Source organism: Nocardiopsis sp. JB363, from assembly GCF_900143625.1.
Taxonomy (GTDB): Bacteria; Actinomycetota; Actinomycetes; order Streptosporangiales; family Streptosporangiaceae; genus Nocardiopsis.
On the sequence record NZ_FRFF01000005.1, the window covers coordinates 63,015 to 79,676 of the forward strand.

Below are 16,662 nucleotides of genomic sequence, written 5' to 3' on the forward strand. Positions count from 1 at the left end.
CCCATGGCTCGCGCGTGGGTCTACGACCGCACCAAGGACAGGGCGTACGCGGAGGCGGTGAGCAAGGCCAAGGCGTCCAAGCGCACTCCGCCCGGCCGGTGGTGGGTCCGCTACTACGACCCCTCCGGGAAGATCAAGAGCGGCGGCGTCTTCCAGAAGAAGCCGGACGCGGAGAAGAAGCGGACCGAGATCGAGAACAGCCTTCACGAGGGCTCCTACCGCAACCCCCACGACGCCAAGGTCACCGTGGCGGAGATGGCCGAGAAGTGGCTCATCACCCGCACGGACATCAAACGGTCCACGTGGTGGCAGTACCGGGCGGTCCTGGACAACCACGTGCTGCCGCGCTGGGGAGACCTGCGCCTCTCGGCAGTCCACGCCGAGGACGTGGCCGTGTGGGTGGCTCACCTCCAGAAGCCCCGGGACGAGGGCGGTAGCAGCCTGGGGGCCTCCCAGACCCGGCACGCGCACGTCGTGCTGTCGATGGTCCTGGGCTGGTGCGTCCCCCGGCGCATCCCCTTCAACCCGGCCAAGGGCGTACCGCTGCCCAAGCCCAGCGAGGCCGAACACGTCTACCTCGACCACGCCCAGGTGGAGGCGCTGGCCGACGCCTCCCTGACGCTGCGCACCAAGTACGGCCAGGAACTCGCCTCGGCCAGGGTGAGCCGGGCTCTCGTCCTGCTCCTGGCCTACACCGGCATGCGGTGGAGCGAGGCCGCCGCGCTGCGCGTGGGGCGGGTGGACCTGGACCGGCGGCGGGTCCGGGTCGTCGTGACCTTCGCCGAGGTGGACGGCAGGCTCGTCGAACAGCCTCCGAAGAACGGCAGGTTCCGGACCGTGCCGGTTCCCCGGTCCCTCGTCCCCGAACTGCGGTCCTTCGTGGAGGGGCGGCCGGATGACGCGCTGGTCTTCACCACCAGGCGGGGCGCCCCGCTGCGCATCCGCAACTGGCGCAACCGTGAGTTCGCCTTGGCGGTGAGGGCGGCCGGGCTCGACGGCATGGGGCTGACCCCCCACAAGCTCCGGCACACCGCCGCGTCTCTCGCCATCGCGGCCGGTGCGGACGTCAAGGTCGTGCAGGCGATGCTCGGCCACAAGACGGCGACCATGACCCTGGACCGGTACGGGCACCTGTTCCCCGACCGCCTGGACGAGGTGGCCGACGCGATGGACGCAGCCCGTCTGCGGGTCCTCGCCGCCTGACCAGTGCACGGCGAAGGCCGGTGGCTACCCGGGCCGTGTGCGATGAATGTGCTACGGGCCCGGACCACCGGCCTTCGCCGTGTTCCGTGGAAGGCTCCCACCTGGGAAGACTCCCCGATTCTGCGGAGGGTGTGGGATTTGAACCCACGAAGCCCCGTCAAGGACTTGGTGCTTTTCAAGAGCACTGCACTCGGCCGCTATGCGAACCCTCCAGGGGAGAACCTCGGCTCTCTCCGCCAGACATGGTAGCTCACAGTGGAGACCACAACGCAGGGGTGTCGGGCAGGGTTACTGAGGAGTAACCTTTCTGGCATGGAGAAAATGGACGCCGGTACGGCGGAGTTCGTGAAGTCCGGGTTTCTCGCCGCCGTGCCCTTCGTGCGGCACCTCGGGATCGGCTTCGTCGAGGTGGAGCACGGCCGCGTGGTCATGCGCCTGCCCGAGAACGCGAACCACCACAACCACATCGGCGGGCCGCACACGGGCGCCATGTACACCCTGGCCGAGTCCGCCTCGGGCGCCATCATCATCGGCGACTTCGGCGACCAGCTCGACCGCTCGGTCCCCTTCCCCAGCCGGGTCGAGGTCGACTTCCTCCAGATCGCCCTGGGCGAGGTCATCGCGGAGGCCACGCTCACCCACCCGCGCGAGCAGGTCGTCGCCGACCTGGACGCCGGCAACCGCTCCGAGTTCCCCATCGAGGTGGAGCTGCGCACCGAGGACGGTACCGTCACCGGCAAGATGACCGTCACCTGGACGCTCAAGCCCAACAGGACCTGATCCTCCCCTGAAACCGGCCCCGGTCCGACACCCCTTCCGCTCGTTGGACCGGGGCCCTCGGCCACCCTTGGCCGGCCTCGGCCGGGGGCCTGCCGAATGTCGTCACCGCTGGGTACGTTGACCTGGAAAGCAGGTCAGGCGGACAGAGGAGGCCATCCGGTGAGACTACGAGTGGATCGCGACGCGTTCGCGGAGGCGGTCTCCTGGACCGCGCGGGCGCTGCCCACCCGACCCGCGGTACCCGTCCTCGCCGGGATGCGCATGGAGGTCTCCGCGGACGGCACCGCCCTGCACCTGTCCGGCTTCGACTACGAGGTCTCCACACGAGCCTCGGTGGAAGTGCTGTCCGAAGAGCCCGGCGCGGTGCTGGTGCCGGGACGCCTGCTGGCGGAGATCGTCAACAACCTGCCGTCCGGTTCGGTGCACATCGACACCGACGGCCCGAAGGTGGAGGTGCGTGGCGGCGCCGCTCGCTTCACCCTCATCACGATGCCGCTGGAGGACTACCCCAGCCTGCCCGGCATGCCGGGCAAGGTCGGCTCCGTGCCGGCCGACGCCTTCACCGCCGCCGTACGCCAGGTGACCCCGGCCGCCAGCAAGGACGACACCCTGCCGATGCTGACCGGCGCCTACCTGGACTTCGCGGGCGACTCGCTGAAGGTGGTGGCCACCGACCGCTACCGGATCGCCGTCCGGGAACTGTGGTGGCAGCCGAAGGACCCCGGGGTGGACGTCTCGGCCCTGGTCCCCGCCCGCACGCTGGCCAACACCGTGCGCGGGATGATCGGCCGCTCCAACGTGGACATCGCCCTGTCCACGACCACCGTGGCGGAGGGCGTCAACCTGTCTCCGGGCGAGGGCATGATCGGCTTCGCCAACGGCGAGCGGCACACCACCACCCGGCTGATCGACAGCGACTTCGTCAAGTACGCGTCCTGGTTCCCCACCGACTTCTCCGGGCGGGCCGAGGTCGCGGTGGGCCCGCTGCTGGAGGCGATCAAGCGCGTCGCTTTGGTGGCGGACCGAAACACGCCTCTGCGGTTGGCGTTCACGGAGGGTGAGGTGGTCCTGGAGGCCGGTTCGGGTGAGGACGCCCAGGCGGTGGAGGCCATCGGCGTGGGGTACGAGGGCGACCCCCTGCGGGTGGCGTTCAAGCCCGACTACCTGGTCGACGGACTCTCCGGGGTGGACACCACCACCGCCTACCTCAACTTCACCGAGCCGACGAAACCCGCGGTGTTCACGGATGTGCCGGCGAAGGAGGGCGAGGAGCCCGCGTTCCACTACTTGGTTCAGCCATTGCGCAGCACTTGACCAGCGGATCGACTGTTCTTGGTGAAGCAGTCCACAGGGCCGTCCACAAGTTATCCACAGGTCGACTCCCCAGCCTGTGGATAACCCGGGGTGATGGGGCCTCTAGAAGGGTCGAACGACCTCTCGAAACGGCTTGTTCTTCCGCTGTGACAAGGGAAAACGCGTTCCTGTGGAAACTGTGCACAGCCTGTGGACAACTCCGCGTGAGCGGCTATTCGCCCTCGGCCAGAGTGGACGTCCCGCCACTGGTCACCGGGGTGTCCAGACCCAGCTCCGCCTGGCGTCCACGGCGGTATCCGGCCCGATAACCGGCCGCGCTGTGGGTCCGCTCGGGGCGGTGTTTACGCAACTGTGGGAACTGCTTGTGGAACTCTTCGTTCACCCGATACACATCGTCGCGTAGCACTAGTTCGGCGGCGCGAACGGGACCGTTTCCGTCACCGTCGGTAACGCCGTCGGAGTCGGTTTCGGACGATGCCATTCTCTGCAATCGGGCTCGGAACTCTCGAATGCGCTCGGCCACCGCCTGCCCGTAGGCGCGGACGAAGGAACGGTAGTAGCGCTTCCGTTCCGTCTCCAGCGCCGACCGTGTGTAGTTGCGCAGTTCCCGAATGTCGGCGATGTGCGACGAACTCATGAACCGGGCCGAGGCCTCCATCTGCATGGAGATCGACGGGAACAGCAGCCGCAGGGCCTCCAACGCGCTGGCCGTGCCCACCAGGATGATGACGCGCTCGGTGTTCTCCGAGTTGTTCCCCCGGACCGCGGACTGGCAGCCGTAGGCGGCGGCGATGTCGGCCAGGGCCTTGACCCGGGCCTTGCCGTGACCGCCCACCCCGGTGACGGTGTAGTCCATGCGGCTGATCGAGTCCGGTGCCTCGCCCCGCTCGGCGCGGGCCTCGGCCTCGGCGATCGCGTGGCGGGTCATCAGCTCGGCGGCCTTGGCGGTGAACGCCTGGCTCTCGGCATCGGTGACCGCGGGGTCCTCCGCCATGCGAAGGAGCCCGCGGACCCGCTCGACCATCTTCTGACGGGCAGCTTCAGTCATCGGCGCCGGTTGTCTCCCCTAGGTGAGTGTCTTGGTCCGCCCCGGGCGGAAACAACGAGCCTAAGCCCTCTTGTTCCCCGCCACTGTCACGGTGGCTCGGAAGACCGCTCACACACCTGCCCGAATCGCGCCCGTCCCGTGCGGGGTGGCCGATTCGATCGACCACCCGTCGGAAATCACTCAGTTCTTGTCGCCCACGACCGCGGCGACGACCCCGATGATCAGCCAGAGCATCAGGCCCACGCCCAGGCCGGCGAAGAGACCGCCGAACAGTCCGCTGAAGATCGCGAAGCTGCCGATGACGGACCCGATGTAGCTGATGATGGCGGTGGCGCCACCGGCGAACACGGCCGGCGCGGCCGCGTAGCGGAACGGGTACCTGGCGGCCCAACGGCGGCCCCGACGGTCGCCCTTCTTGCTGAGCACACCGCCGATTCCGCCGATCAGTGCGAAGAAGAAGATGCCCGTCGTGATCGCGCCGGGGATCCCGGCCAGCCCGAAGTTCATCAGGAACGAGAGGGCACCGGCCACGGAGCCGCCCACGACCGAGGCTCCCCACGGCCAGATCATCGTCGCCGAGGCGACGGGAGTGAATGCGTTACCGCGCTCCAGCGTCATGTTCACAGCTCCAGTCGATTCGCGTGGCCTCCGCGTACCGCGGGACCCTCCCCACCACAATGGCGGGTCGGGGCGTCCCACGCATCAGGGCTCGTCCCTGACTTACCCCGGAGGAGGTGCCCTGGCACCTGGCGCACCGGGAAAAGACGGCACGAAGCCGCCCGAAGCAGTGCACGGGGCGCCTCTCTCGGGGCAACGATCAAACGTCCACGGAAGTGCCCGATCCGCCCGGGTTTCCCGGCCGGCCCTCGTCGAACTCGGTGTTCAGGTCGGCGCGCAGACGCGGCCAGGCCGAGCGGAACGCCGGGAGCAGAGGGAGTGACTCCGTGGCGGACACCGATACCCACCGGATCTCCTCGCTCTCCGAGTTGCCTGCTCGGAACGGGGTCAGGGCCGGGAGCCGCAGCAGGAAGGTGTCGTAGCGCCACACCGTCAGGTCGTGTTCGTGCCGGGCCAGAACCGTGTAGTCATCGAGGTCACCCGCGACCTCCTCACGGAACTCGCGTACGGCCGCCTCCAGGGGCGTCTCGTCCCGGTTGCGCGCTCCACCCGGGATGCCCCAGGTTCCACCCATGTGGGTCCACCCCGCACGGTGCTGGAGCAACACGTGGCCGGAACCGGCCGCGTCGGTGGCGTACAACAACAGCCCGGCCGCGCCGTACAACCCCCACCTCCGGGAACCGTCGGGCAGTTTCACCCAGCCGTTTCCGTCGCCCTCCTGCATCAAGCCCTCCGATCAGCCCGGTCACCTCAGGTGCGTGGACCACCCACCGCACCCTGTGGACAGCGGGAGCCCGATTCGCCGAATCCCGCTAACCTCTTGAACCTATGGCCCCCTCGACGTCTTCCGCAGCACTCCTCCCGATCTACACTCTCGACCTGGTGCGTCGCCACTGGGCGCCCCTGTTGTGCGTCTACACCGGCGGAATGCTGCTGCACACCCTGCTGATGCGCGGGTTGGTGAAGTTCACCGACGTGAGCCCCACCCTCTCCCTCGCCGGATTGGGCCTGACCCTGCTGGTCACCCTCGTGACCTTCGTGGTGATGTTCCAGCTCCTGCGCCCAGGACTCCCGCTGGTGGACAGGGAGCTCAACTCCGAGATCATCCGGCAGGGGAAAGGCAACGGCTTCGCCGAGCGAGAGCGCCGGGTCGTGGACGGGGTCGTCCTGGCGATCATGCCGTTCCTGGTCTTCTACGGAGCCTGGGGGCTGATCAAGGAGGAGTACGACGCCTACAGCATCGGCCTGTTCAACACCGGCGGCGTCGAGGCCTTCGCGACACCCACCGGACTCAGCTGGTTCGGTATGCCGCTCGTCGTGGCGGTCGTGGCCTGGCTGCTGCGGCGCGTGTGCGGACACTTCTATGCGAAGGGGCACAACCCGGTCCTGGGTGTCCTCACGGCGCTGTTCGAGGGCATCTGGACGTTCCTGGCCCTGTTCTCCGTCGGGGTCTTCATCGGCTTCACCCATGAGTGGATCGGCAATCGGTCCGCCTGGGTCGGAGTGGAGACCACGCTGAAAGGCGCCGTCGACGGCTTCGGGCTCACACTGAACGTGCCCGAACTCTCCACCGGGATCACCGCGGCGATCACCGCCGTGTGGACCTCGGTCAAGGAGGGCTTCCTCGGTCCGATGCTGTGGCTGACCATCACGGCGGTGGTCTACCGGGCCCAGATCGACGACCACGACTCCCTCTTCGAGGAGCGTCTCGGTGGTGGCCGGTTGGGAACGGCCGTCAACCACACCGCGAAGCTGAGCCGGGTGTTCGGACGGCATGCGGACTCGGACTTTCGGGACAAGTTCACGCCCCTGCTCAACGCCGGCCGTTTCCTGCTCGGCGCCGGGCCGGTGTTCTACCTGACCTTCTGCCTGTACTTCGTCTTCCTGGACATGGCGTTCAGCCAACTGAACCGGGGCCTCTTCGTCCTGCTCGGTCCGGGTGACTTCCAGGGCGAGCTCTGGCCGTGGTTGCAGCCCATCGACTTCACCGTGGACGCACTGCACATGCTGTTCCGACTGTGCCTGCTGGCCGCCGCCTTCGAGATCGCGCTGCGCAAGGCGGAGGAGCACAGCGTGGGTCGGCACCTGTGGAGCACCGCCCGGCACTCCGCTTAAGGCGTCCGGGCCCATGCCGAGAAGGGGCCGGCCGCCGCCCCGTGGACGAAGGGGGCGCTCGAACACGGGCCGAAGGGCCGGCGGAGGCCCCGAGAAACCACCGCCTATTCCAGGGGGTCGGCCTCGAAGAGGAGAGCCTCGGGTTCGGACCGCTGGGGGTCGCCCGTGCTCGTCACGGTGACCTCGAACCTGAGCTCCTCGGCCACGTCCTCGGGCACCAGGAAGGACAGCACCAGGGTCTGCTCCTTACCCGCGGAGATCGGGACCCCTTCGGCGTCGGAGCAGCCGGCCATGGTCATGCCCTGGTCCTCGGAGAGGTCGCGCATCCCGAACTCCGTGGTGGGCTCCCAAGCCCTCCCCTTCTCGTCCAGGGCCCTGAAATTGCAGTACGTGTTCAGTAATTCTCCGGCCTCGTCGGTCTCGGGGGTGACCTCGAAACCGACGTCGACCAGCTCCACACCCTCCGGTGGGGGTCCCTGGTCCTCCACGTAGCCGACCAGGTAGCCGAGGACCTCCCACTCGCTGCCGGCCATGGTGGCGGTCGAGCCCTCCACGACCCGTGCCTCCGGGCGGGTGAGGCCTCGGTCGCTCACCTCCCGGGCCTCGGTCAGGAAGGGCCAACCGACCATGACCGGGAACAGCACGACCAAGGCGGCCACGTAGGGAAGGTGCAGCCGCTTCCACAGGGGAAGGGCGCGGCGCGGCCGGCCGGAGCCGGTCGAGGGGCGAGCGTGGCGTGCCGAGCGAGACCCCGGGGCGCGTCGGGACGAACGAGGGTCCTGCCCGTCCGGGCTCCAGGGGTGGTTCTGAGGCGGCTGTTCCCAGTGCGGTCCGGGCCGTCCCGGAGGCACCTGAGCACCGGTGGCCGGACCACCCTGTCCCGAGTAGCCACCCTGCCCCGGGTGACCGCCCTGTCCCGGGTGACCGCCCTGTCCCGGGTGGCCGCCCTGGCCGGGAGGCCCGGGAACGGGACGGCCACCGGGCGGCCACGGGGCGGGCCGACCACCCGCCGGAGGCGGCCCCTGGGGCGGAGGTGGCCCCTGGGGCGGCCAGGGGCCACCTCCGTGGCCGCCCGCACCACGCGACGGGTCCGGTCGCCGGTACGGGGACGGGCGGCCCGGCTGAGGCCCTTGCCAACGGGGATCATTCGGGTGCATCGGTGTCCTCCCCGGTCCGGATCTGCGGCGGCAGCAGATCCGCGGGTTCGTCGGAGGGCGAGGTGTCCGTCAGCTTCAGGTCCACGTCGGCCTGGGCGCCGAGGCGAGCCTCGAACCCCGGGGCGTGCGTGACGACGAGGGAGGGCTCGTCGATCTTCTCCTCGGGTACCTCGAACACGAACGCTCCGTAAAGGGGCAGACCGGGAGACAGAGTGGCGCGTTCCATCGCGTCGGGGAACCAGCTCGGTTCGAAGTAGGTGGTGCCGTCCTTCATCCGCAGCTCGGCGGGGAAATTGGCCATCGTGGTGTGCTCGGCGGTCATCCGGGTCCAGACCAACACCCAGACGCCGTTGGCCTCGACCGGTTCCGCGGGGTCGCCCAGACTGTCGGTGGCGCGCAGGGACGTGCTCAGGTCGACCCGATCGATCTCCAGGGTGAAGTCGTCGGTGACGACGGGCTCCTCAGCGGAACCGGACGTGGAGACGGGATCCACCATCTTGTCCTGGGCCACCACGAAGTGCTGAAGGACGGTGATGCCGACGGCCAGGAGCAGGCACACGACGACGGTGAGGGGACGGTTCATGTGCGTTCAGTCCCCGTCCAGAGGGAGCGAGACCGCGCCCACCACATCTTTGGTGCCGACCCACAGGGTTCCTCTGTTGCCGGTCGTCGGTATCTCCTCGATCCCGTGCAGTACGAAATCGAGACTCTCCACGTCGTCGACGTCGAGGTTCTGGGGAATCTCCCAGGACAGCACGGCCGACTCCTCCACCGCGTGCGGTTGCAGGTGCGACACGTAACCCGTCGGCTGACGCTCGAAGTTGATCTCGGGCCCTTTCACGGATTCCCCGGTGGGCTCGGCGTGTACGACCAGGCTGCCACCGACGTTGCCCATCGGAATAGGGCGATTGGAGCCGCGCATCTCGATATCGACCCTGACCTGTAGGTAGGTGCCGAGCTCGTCGGATTGGATCCGCGCCTCGTGCGGGGTCACGACGACGAGATCGTTCTTCAGCTCGGTGCCCGGATCCGCCGGGTCGGCGTTCGGGTCGTGCGTGTCCAATCCACCGAACGCGGCCACACCGAGGAGACCGACCGCGCCCGCCGCGCCGATCAGGGAGAACAGGGCGAACCTCGCAAAGGGGTTCGCCGGGAGGGGGGAGCGCCGCGGTCTTTCGGCGGCGCTGAGATGATGCACCACGAGGCGCAAGTCTAGAGGTAAAGGGTTGTGGCCTACCTCAAATCGTCCGGAAGTGGTCGGATCGGGCGGTGAGCGCGCAGGTGGTGGCCTGCTTCGACACAGGTCGAGGGGCCGGATCGGTCGCGCCGTCCAAAAAACGGCCCGGCATCGACGAGTGAAGCGATAATCACCCATAGTGAATGACAAGCTACACATGGTGCATTTTCGGGGGTGGGGTCGAACCCGTTAAGGCCAGAGGTCAACAATGGGTACGGGTGGCGCGACCTTGGGTTTTTCCTTCCGGGCTGAAAGCGGTTTGTAAGCGCCACGGAAGAGGATCTCTCTAGTGTGAAGCTCGATCGGTGAGGCCGGTGCCCACGAGAGGACGGCTCGTGGGAGACACGCCGGTCCGGCGACGATTCGGACACGAGTCATCCGTGGTGAGCCCCCAGAGGGAGGGCCTCCACGGATGGCGGTTCCGCCGGAGGGCGGTGAGCCCCATTGATGCTTCGAAGACGGCGTAGGGCCACGTTGCGGCTCTACACGAGTGCGGTGAGAAGAGGAGTTCGAGTGCCGAAGATGCTGACGGTGGACGAGCAGTTCGAGGCGATCGTGGCGGGTGCGACCCCCGGGGCCAAGCTGCAGCCCATGGAGGAGCCCACCCCGAAGGAAGGGGCTCCCAAGGAAGCCGAAGAGAAGCAGGAGGAGAAGGAGGACAAGTAGTCCTCCCCTCCGGGGGCCGTGCGTTCCGAGTACCGACTGGAGGGGGGTACTCGGGACGAACGGGATCCCCACATTCCTTTTCCACGAGCAGCGGCTTGCTAGGGTTGCTGCTTGTGGATTTCGGCGTGCTTGGCCCCATTGCCGCGTGGTCGGACGGAAGATCCCTTCCCGTAGGTGGACCACGCCAGCGTTGTGTCCTAGGCGTTTTGCTGGTATACGCCGGTCGAGAGGTGACTTTCGACCAATTGATCAGCTACCTGTGGAACGATGACCCACCTCGCACAGCACGCTCGGTGATCCAGGTACAGATCTCTCACCTGCGCCGTTCCTTCCCAGGGTTGATCAAAACCACCTCGGGCGGCTACCTCGCCGATCTCGACCCGGACCGTATCGACCTGCACAGGTTTCGTCGACTTCGTGGGTCGGCCCAAGGCGTCTCCTCTCCGGACGTCTTGACGCGGTTGTCCAAGGCCCTCGAATCCTGGCGCGGGGTCCCCTTCTCGGGAGTCGGATCGGAACACCTCCTCTACTCGGTGGTGTCCCCAATGCTCGAAGAGCGCTGGGCGGCTGTGGCCGAGTGGGCCGGCTGCGCGCTCGAACTGGGTCGGGCCAAAGAAGTGGTCGCCTACCTGACTCCCATCGCCCGACAAGAGGAACTGCGGGAACGGATTCACCACCTCCTCATCACCGCCCTTTGGCGGAGTGGTGAAAGGGCCGCCGCGCTGTCCGCCTACGAGGCGATCCGCTCGCGGCTCGCGGAGGAGTTGGGGGTCGATCCGGACCCCGAACTGATGGCCCTGCACACGCAGATCCTGCGAGCGGACACCATCGAGAAGACGCCGGCCAAGGGGACCAGGCCGTTGGTGTTGAGCAGGGAGGACGGCTTCGTCGTCCGTAACGATCTGCCGCGGGACATCCCCGACTTCGCCGGTCGAGAGAACTCCCTCGCCAAGGTCTTGGGCCTGGCCGCTCATGACGAGAAGCGGGCCAAGGTCTGCGTCATCACCGGGACCGGTGGTGTCGGTAAGACGACCGTCGCGGTTCGGGCGGGCCACGAGCTGGCCGATGAGTACACGGACGGTCAGCTGTTCATCGACCTCTACGGTTACACCCTGGACAAGGAGCCTCTGGACCCGCACACCGCGTTGGGAGCCTTGCTACGAGCGGTGGGGGTGGACCCGGACGAGGTCCCTGAGTCCCTGGACGAGCGTTCCGCGCTGTGGCGGGCCACCCTCATGGGGCGTCGGGTCCTGACGGTTCTCGACAACGCCGTCACCTATTCCCAGGTCGCCCCGCTTCTGGCGGCTTCCCCTGGATCACTGACCTTAGTGACCTCGCGCAATGACCTGTCGGGACTCAGCGGCGCCCGGTACATCTCCCTGAACGTTCTGGAGAAGAAGTCCTCTCTGGAGCTCTTCGCCCGAGTCTTGGGCGAGGACAAGGTCATCCAGGAACCCGAAGAGGCTCAAGAGGTCGCGAGACTGTGCGGAGGTCTGCCTCTCGCGCTGAGGGTCGTGGCCGGACGGATGATGAGCCGGCCCCGGTGGACCTTCGCACATGTGGTGCGGCGTCTGAGCGAGCAGAACCGCCAGTTCCGGGAACTCCAGGTGGATGGGCAGAGTGTCGAATCGGCCATCGACCTCTCCTATCGCAGTCTCAACCCGGAGCTACACCGGACCTTCCTCCTGCTCAGCGCTGCCTTCGGCCGCAACATCGACCTTCACGGAGCAGCCGCCCTTCTCGACCTCTCGCCGGTGGAGGCCGACGAGGTACTTCAGGACCTGGTGAGCGTCTGCCTGCTGGACGAGCCTCACGCGGACGTCTACCGGCTTCACGACCTGATCCACGTTTTCGCCTCCCAGAGAGGGAGAACGGACATCGGGGTCATGGAATTCGATCGAGCCCGGCAGGCCCACGCCGATTATTTCACCGTGACCACCGATCGGGCGGCCGAACTTCTCGGAGGTCCGCGAAAGAGTGAGGAGAGTTCTGCCAGGACGTCGCGGTACAGTGCAGAATTGACCAGCAGGGAAGCGGCAGAAGAATGGTTCGAACTCCATCAAGACCACGTAGCGGAAGTCGTCGACTACTTTGCAGCTCAAGAACGAGCTGAAGACGCCTGGCGGCTAGCCGACTCGACCTGGAAATTCTACACGATACGTGGAAGGGCTGGAATGATCCTGTCCCTCCACGAGCGGGTTCTCGCAGCCAACGACGGAAGCGGGCATGAGCGTGGTCGCGCCGTCACCCTTATCGGTATGGGCATCGCTTACTGCATCTCAGGGCACTTCGACCGCTCCCTGGAGTTACTCACCGAGGCCAAGAGCGTACTTGAAGTAGTAGACGATGAATGGGGCATGTTCCGCGCTCTCTCCAATCTCGCGATGGTTTATGAAAGGGTCGGACGTTTTCGTGAAGCGGCCGAGGCCATTGAGAGTCTGCTCGGCCATAAAATCGCTGTATCCGACCCCAAGGTAACAGCGCTTCAATGGGCGAACCTGGCGATCCTCAAACAGGCCTTGGGAGAACATGGAGAAGCTATCCAGTGCGCCGAGAATTCTATTTCTTCGGCTGCCCAGAATTCCTTGGAGGAGACGCGGACATACGCTACACGTGTCATGGGTGAAGCACTGGTCAGTGTGGGACAAGTGCCGCAGGCCCTGAAGTATCTCGGTGAATCCTTGAACTTGGCAGTCCAGCTCCGGTTGGTCGGGATCGAGATTTTCATTCACAATTCGTTCGGTATCGCTTATCGTGCTGTCGAAAAGTGGGATGAGGCGGTTGCGGAGCACTACCAGGCATTGGACCTGGCGTTGGAATCCGGAGACCGTAGTGGAGACGCGGAGATCTTGGTAGAGCTTGGGGTGACGCTTTCCAAGGCCCAACGTCACGTTGAGGCTTCCCAGAGGCTGGAAAGGGCATTGGTCCTTGCCGTCGAGCGGGACGAGCGCTACATCGCCGCTCGGGCCTCGGCCGCGCTCGGCCGACTCCCCGGGCCGTTGGTGAAACCGGACCGGGCCAGGGAACTGCTCACCGAGGCGTTGCGGACCTTCGAGGAACTCGACCTGCCCGAGGTCGCGCAGACGCGTGAGGCGCTCCAGGAGCTGGACGGTTAGGCGAACCGACTTCCGCTGCTCCGCTTCCTCTTCGCCCCCGGGCTCTTCCATCCCCCATGGCGGCGCATCGACCGCAGGTACAGCTTCGTCGGCAGGGTCCTCAGCGGTTGCGGGAGCCTCGGATACACCGCCCGCGTCACCCGCATCAACCGATCGAATCGGCGCTGTTTCGCCGCCGACCACGGGATGCCGAAGCCCCGACGCAGCCCCTCCGGCAGCAGCCCACCGGTGAGGAACCGCTGGGTGAAGGTGAGCGGCCACAGCAGCCGGTTCCGTGGCCGGAAGACCCCCTCGGCCAGCTCGCGGGCGACCGGCCCGACCTCCAGGTGCGCGTGAGCCCGCTCCCAGTAGGCCTCGAACTCCTCCGGGGTCGAGGGCCACGCCTCCTCGGGCAGCCCCAGAGCGGTGGCGTACACCGAGGCCTCTCGCAGGAACGCCTCGCGCTCCCCGGGCGCGAACTCGCCGATGACGAGCTCGTATAGTCGTGCACCGGAGCGGTAGAGGGTCGCGCCGACCCACAGGAGCAGGTCGGGGTCGAGCGCGTCGTAGCCGGGTCCGCGCACCTTGTGGTGCATGGCCCGCACGATCGCCTGGACCCGGGCACGTTCCTCGTCCGTTCCCAGTGCCGTCCCGTACAGGTAGTACAGGGTTCCGCGCAGGCGGTCGAGGGGGCGGGAGGTGAAGTCGCTGTGATCGGCCACGCCCTGGGCGACGGACGGGTGGGCGATCTGGAGCAGGATCGCGTAACCGGCCCCGGCGAGGAGCGCGGACTCCGCCTGGACCCGGCGCAGTATTGATTCATCGGACGATCGGTCCATGTCTGGATGGTAGGTCAAAGCCCGGTGCCGTCGCAGATGACGCGCCCGCCCCGTTCGTTCCGAAACCCCCGGCCGGCCACCGACCGGTCCCAGGGATGATCGGTCCTCGTCCGGGGGCGGGTGTCTACAGGTCGTCCACCGCCGCGGCGACCCCACGGAACGTCGCCGGTCGGGTCAGGGCGTCGGTGTTGTCCACGTACTGGTCGATCGCGCCGACCAGGGGCCTGCCGGTCAGTTCGGGGTCCTGGACCCGTTCCATCAGAGCGTCGACGAACCGTCCCGCGCCCAGTACCGGGTACGGGCGGCTGTGGAAGGGGCGCGTGTTCGTGGATCGGGGTCGGGCCAGCCCGGTCCGGTTCTGTAGGTCGGCGACCAGGCGGTAGGCCCGGGGGAGCTCCGTGGTCGGTGTCGCGGAGGTCAGGACCTCCTGAAGCGCAGGCTCCACCTCGGCCGCCTCCGGTAGGGCGGAGAAGGCCGATCCCAGCCACTTGGAGTAGGGCGGATACCGGCGGCACAGGAGGAGACAGAGCCGCATCAGATCGCGGACCAGCCGGGCCGCCACCATCCGTTCTCCCAGGGTGTCGCCCGCCTCGGCGCAGCGACCGACGAACGGTTCCTCTTGGGCGACGCGCCGCCACTGGCAGGCTAGGACGTACCGCCACACGTCGTCGGGATACCACTCCAGAGCGCTTCGGGCGGTACCGAGCACGCCGAGGTCGTCGTGGAAGACGGTACCGGCGGTCACCTCGGCCAGTCGCTGGGTGGGGGTGGCCAGCCAATCGGTGGTGCGCACCCCGTTCCTCGGATCGAAGCCGAGCCGGTCGATCAGCCATGCCCCCGGCTCCACGACCTCCACCCGGTGTCGTCCCGCCGGGGAGCCGGTCGGCCGGGAACTTCCGGGATCGTCCGGGAAGGGGAGGAACCGGATGGGCCGACCGCGTACGTGCTCGGGGAGGTGGCGGGACAACAACGCGTGGACCCGTGCGTGGTCGGTGGGCAGGAACAGTTGCAGGCGGGGTCCCCAGTCGTGGTCGGTGGAGCGCGGGCCGTCCAGACCCAGGACCTCCGATCCGGCCCCCAGTAGCGCCGCCGCGTGCGGGGTGCCGTCCAACAGCGGCGCCACGGCCTCTTCGTACAGGGCCCGGGACAGGTCGAGTCCGGGAAGGAAGTGCGGCCGGCGATCGCGCATCGGACACCTCTCGGGGCGGGAATGGGGTGCGGTCCGTTCTGTCACGCGCGGTCCACGCCGTCCACGGGTTTTCGCTCGGGAGGTGCCGGCGTCGAGGACTCTGGACCGCCCGGTGGCGGGAGGTAAGGGAACTGTCACCTGAAGGTGAGATCTGCCCGATATGTCGCATGGTCGGACCCTCGGGCGAGCCCTCGCCACGCCAGACCGGAGTCAGATCTGGAAGGTGTCTTTCCAGTTGGAGCGTTCATCCCATCCGAAAACCACCAGTACCAGTGGCCGGAACCTGTTCCTCCATCGCACACCCGCCTCGGAGGCTCAGAGCCGTTCCGTGCCAACAGGGGACTTGACGGGCCGTGACGCTCTCTTTACCGTCTTCGACAACCGGGTGGAGGACTTTCCCGACCAACACGGGGCCGTTCTCGGCCGAGCCCGGAACCCACGGAACTAACCGGCCGTGGGACCTCCGCCCGATCCCCTGGACCGGTGACGGTCCGGGTCAACCCGCTACGACCCTCCGGGGTCGTGACCCCCAGAAGGGCTCGATTCATGACCGTGCGCAGCAAGATCCGATCGACAGCCGCCGTCGCCGCCGGAACCGCCCTGGTCTTCGGTCTCATGCCAGCGGGCACCGCCAGTGCCCACGGCTACATCTCCAACCCGCCCAGCCGGCAGGCCCAGTGCAACGCCGGGGTCGTCGAATGCGGCCCCATCCAGTGGGAGCCGCAGAGCGTCGAGGGCCCCAAGGGCCTGATGGACTGTGCCGGAGGCAACGAGATCTACTCCGAGCTCCGCGACGACAACTATGGCTGGGACGTCACCCCGGTCGGCACCACCGCCACCTTCGACTGGATCATCACCGCCAACCACTCCACCACCACGTGGGAGTACTTCATCGACGGTGAGATGATCGCGAGCTTCGACGACGGTGGCGCCCAGCCGCCGGACTACTTCTCCCACGACGTCGACCTGTCCGGGTACAGCGGTGAGCAGACCATCCTGGCTCGCTGGAACGTCGCCGACACCCCGATGGCGTTCTACAACTGCATCGACGTCAACGTCGGCGCCCTGTAACCACACGAGTCCGGCACCACCACCCCCTTGACCCCCCGCCTTCCGGTCCGGCCCGCCACGGTCGGACCGGAGGGCGTTCCCCGTTCTCCGGCGGGTGGGGCAAGGGCTCACCCGGGTCGGCATGGGAGCATTCGTCGGGAAAGTACTCGACCACGCCGGACGGATTCCCACGTATGGGTCACCATCCCCCATCCCCCTTCGGGCAGCCTCCCCACGGGCGACCGGGGCCCGTTTCCCCGCAGCAGCCGACGCATCCCCACGCGGGCGGGTGGACGCCGGCGCCCGGCTCTCCGACACAGCCACCGCCCCCACCCCCGTACGGCCCCACAC

General features: G+C 67.5%; 15 protein-coding genes and 1 tRNA gene. 7 read left to right on the forward strand and 9 right to left on the reverse strand.

From position 1 onward, the window contains the following. The first annotated feature begins 3 nt into the window (after window positions 1-3). Window positions 4-1,203 carry a tyrosine-type recombinase/integrase gene (locus BQ8420_RS01625; RefSeq protein WP_087096005.1) on the forward strand — a complete coding sequence of 400 codons (1,200 nt, stop codon included), beginning with the start codon at window positions 4-6 and terminating at the stop codon, window positions 1,201-1,203. A gap of 123 nt (window positions 1,204-1,326) precedes the next feature. Here the strand turns inward: BQ8420_RS01625 and BQ8420_RS01630 are convergent. Then, window positions 1,327-1,415 (reverse strand) — tRNA-Ser (locus BQ8420_RS01630). A 109-nt stretch (window positions 1,416-1,524) separates the two neighbouring features. Between BQ8420_RS01630 and BQ8420_RS01635 the strand changes: the two genes are divergently transcribed. After that, window positions 1,525-1,983 (forward strand): DUF4442 domain-containing protein, encoded by a 459-nt coding sequence (locus tag BQ8420_RS01635; protein WP_087096023.1) that lies wholly within the window; start codon window positions 1,525-1,527, stop codon window positions 1,981-1,983. Between the two features lie 171 nt (window positions 1,984-2,154). After that, on the forward strand, window positions 2,155-3,297 hold the full coding sequence (gene dnaN, locus BQ8420_RS01640) for a DNA polymerase III subunit beta (protein ID WP_087096006.1): 1,143 nt from the start codon (window positions 2,155-2,157) through the stop codon (window positions 3,295-3,297). A 211-nt stretch (window positions 3,298-3,508) separates the two neighbouring features. Here the strand turns inward: dnaN and BQ8420_RS01645 are convergent, their stop codons facing one another. From BQ8420_RS01645 to BQ8420_RS01655, 3 genes are all read right to left on the reverse strand, one after another. Then, on the reverse strand, window positions 3,509-4,321 hold the full coding sequence (locus BQ8420_RS01645) for a DUF2786 domain-containing protein (protein ID WP_087096007.1): 813 nt from the start codon (window positions 4,319-4,321) through the stop codon (window positions 3,509-3,511). A 204-nt stretch (window positions 4,322-4,525) separates the two neighbouring features. Further along, window positions 4,526-4,963: a hypothetical protein gene (locus BQ8420_RS01650; protein WP_087096008.1), complete on the reverse strand. Its 438-nt coding sequence runs from the start codon at window positions 4,961-4,963 to the stop codon at window positions 4,526-4,528. A 199-nt stretch (window positions 4,964-5,162) separates the two neighbouring features. Next, entirely contained in the window at window positions 5,163-5,687 is a 525-nt protein-coding gene (locus BQ8420_RS01655) for an NUDIX hydrolase (RefSeq protein ID WP_087096009.1), read from the reverse strand. 158 nt (window positions 5,688-5,845) lie between these two features. Here BQ8420_RS01655 and BQ8420_RS01660 point away from each other — a divergent pair, with 158 nt between their 5' ends. After that, window positions 5,846-7,078, forward strand: a complete 1,233-nt coding sequence (locus tag BQ8420_RS01660; RefSeq protein ID WP_235005859.1) for a hypothetical protein — start codon at window positions 5,846-5,848, stop codon at window positions 7,076-7,078. A gap of 104 nt (window positions 7,079-7,182) precedes the next feature. Here the strand turns inward: BQ8420_RS01660 and BQ8420_RS01665 are convergent, their stop codons facing one another. The 3 genes from BQ8420_RS01665 to BQ8420_RS01675 form a co-directional block, all read right to left on the reverse strand. Beyond that, window positions 7,183-7,737 carry a hypothetical protein gene (locus BQ8420_RS01665; protein WP_235005860.1) on the reverse strand — a complete coding sequence of 185 codons (555 nt, stop codon included), beginning with the start codon at window positions 7,735-7,737 and terminating at the stop codon, window positions 7,183-7,185. A 484-nt stretch (window positions 7,738-8,221) separates the two neighbouring features. Then, window positions 8,222-8,818 (reverse strand): hypothetical protein, encoded by a 597-nt coding sequence (locus tag BQ8420_RS01670; protein WP_087096011.1) that lies wholly within the window; start codon window positions 8,816-8,818, stop codon window positions 8,222-8,224. A 6-nt stretch (window positions 8,819-8,824) separates the two neighbouring features. Then, entirely contained in the window at window positions 8,825-9,436 is a 612-nt protein-coding gene (locus BQ8420_RS01675) for a hypothetical protein (protein WP_235005861.1), read from the reverse strand. 549 nt (window positions 9,437-9,985) lie between these two features. On the opposite strand from BQ8420_RS01675, the gene BQ8420_RS32165 reads away from it, so the two are divergent. Next, a complete protein-coding gene (locus BQ8420_RS32165; RefSeq protein ID WP_200815750.1) occupies window positions 9,986-10,138 on the forward strand; it encodes a hypothetical protein in 153 nt (50 codons plus the stop codon). A 293-nt stretch (window positions 10,139-10,431) separates the two neighbouring features. Next, window positions 10,432-13,254, forward strand: coding sequence for a BTAD domain-containing putative transcriptional regulator (locus BQ8420_RS01680; RefSeq protein WP_394335814.1), 2,823 nt, complete (start codon window positions 10,432-10,434; stop codon window positions 13,252-13,254). Here the strand turns inward: BQ8420_RS01680 and BQ8420_RS01685 are convergent. Further along, window positions 13,251-14,072 carry an oxygenase MpaB family protein gene (locus tag BQ8420_RS01685; protein ID WP_087096013.1) on the reverse strand — a complete coding sequence of 274 codons (822 nt, stop codon included), beginning with the start codon at window positions 14,070-14,072 and terminating at the stop codon, window positions 13,251-13,253. The two genes, BQ8420_RS01680 and BQ8420_RS01685, sit on opposite strands and share 4 nt — an antisense overlap. Window positions 14,073-14,196: 124 nt before the next feature. Next, window positions 14,197-15,261, reverse strand: a complete 1,065-nt coding sequence (locus tag BQ8420_RS01690; RefSeq protein WP_087096014.1) for a DUF4037 domain-containing protein — start codon at window positions 15,259-15,261, stop codon at window positions 14,197-14,199. 546 nt (window positions 15,262-15,807) lie between these two features. Between BQ8420_RS01690 and BQ8420_RS01695 the strand changes: the two genes are divergently transcribed. Next, a complete protein-coding gene (locus tag BQ8420_RS01695) occupies window positions 15,808-16,332 on the forward strand; it encodes a lytic polysaccharide monooxygenase auxiliary activity family 9 protein (RefSeq protein ID WP_087096015.1) in 525 nt (174 codons plus the stop codon). The last annotated feature ends 330 nt before the right edge of the window (window positions 16,333-16,662 follow it).

Bases quoted from the DNA above. Each gene is read 5' to 3' on its own strand.
- BQ8420_RS01625 (WP_087096005.1), top strand. From the start codon at position 4: ATGGCTCGCGCGTGGGTCTACGACCGCACCAAGGACAGGGCGTACGCG.
- BQ8420_RS01635 (WP_087096023.1), top strand. From the start codon at position 1,525: ATGGACGCCGGTACGGCGGAGTTCGTGAAGTCCGGGTTTCTCGCCGCC.
- BQ8420_RS01645 (WP_087096007.1), bottom strand. From the start codon at position 4,321: ATGGTCGAGCGGGTCCGCGGGCTCCTTCGCATGGCGGAGGACCCCGCG.
- BQ8420_RS01650 (WP_087096008.1), bottom strand. From the start codon at position 4,963: ATGACGCTGGAGCGCGGTAACGCATTCACTCCCGTCGCCTCGGCGACG.
- BQ8420_RS01655 (WP_087096009.1), bottom strand. From the start codon at position 5,687: ATGCAGGAGGGCGACGGAAACGGCTGGGTGAAACTGCCCGACGGTTCC.
- BQ8420_RS01670 (WP_087096011.1), bottom strand. From the start codon at position 8,818: ATGAACCGTCCCCTCACCGTCGTCGTGTGCCTGCTCCTGGCCGTCGGC.
- BQ8420_RS01685 (WP_087096013.1), bottom strand. From the start codon at position 14,072: ATGGACCGATCGTCCGATGAATCAATACTGCGCCGGGTCCAGGCGGAG.
- BQ8420_RS01690 (WP_087096014.1), bottom strand. From the start codon at position 15,261: ATGCGCGATCGCCGGCCGCACTTCCTTCCCGGACTCGACCTGTCCCGG.
- BQ8420_RS01695 (WP_087096015.1), top strand. From the start codon at position 15,808: ATGACCGTGCGCAGCAAGATCCGATCGACAGCCGCCGTCGCCGCCGGA.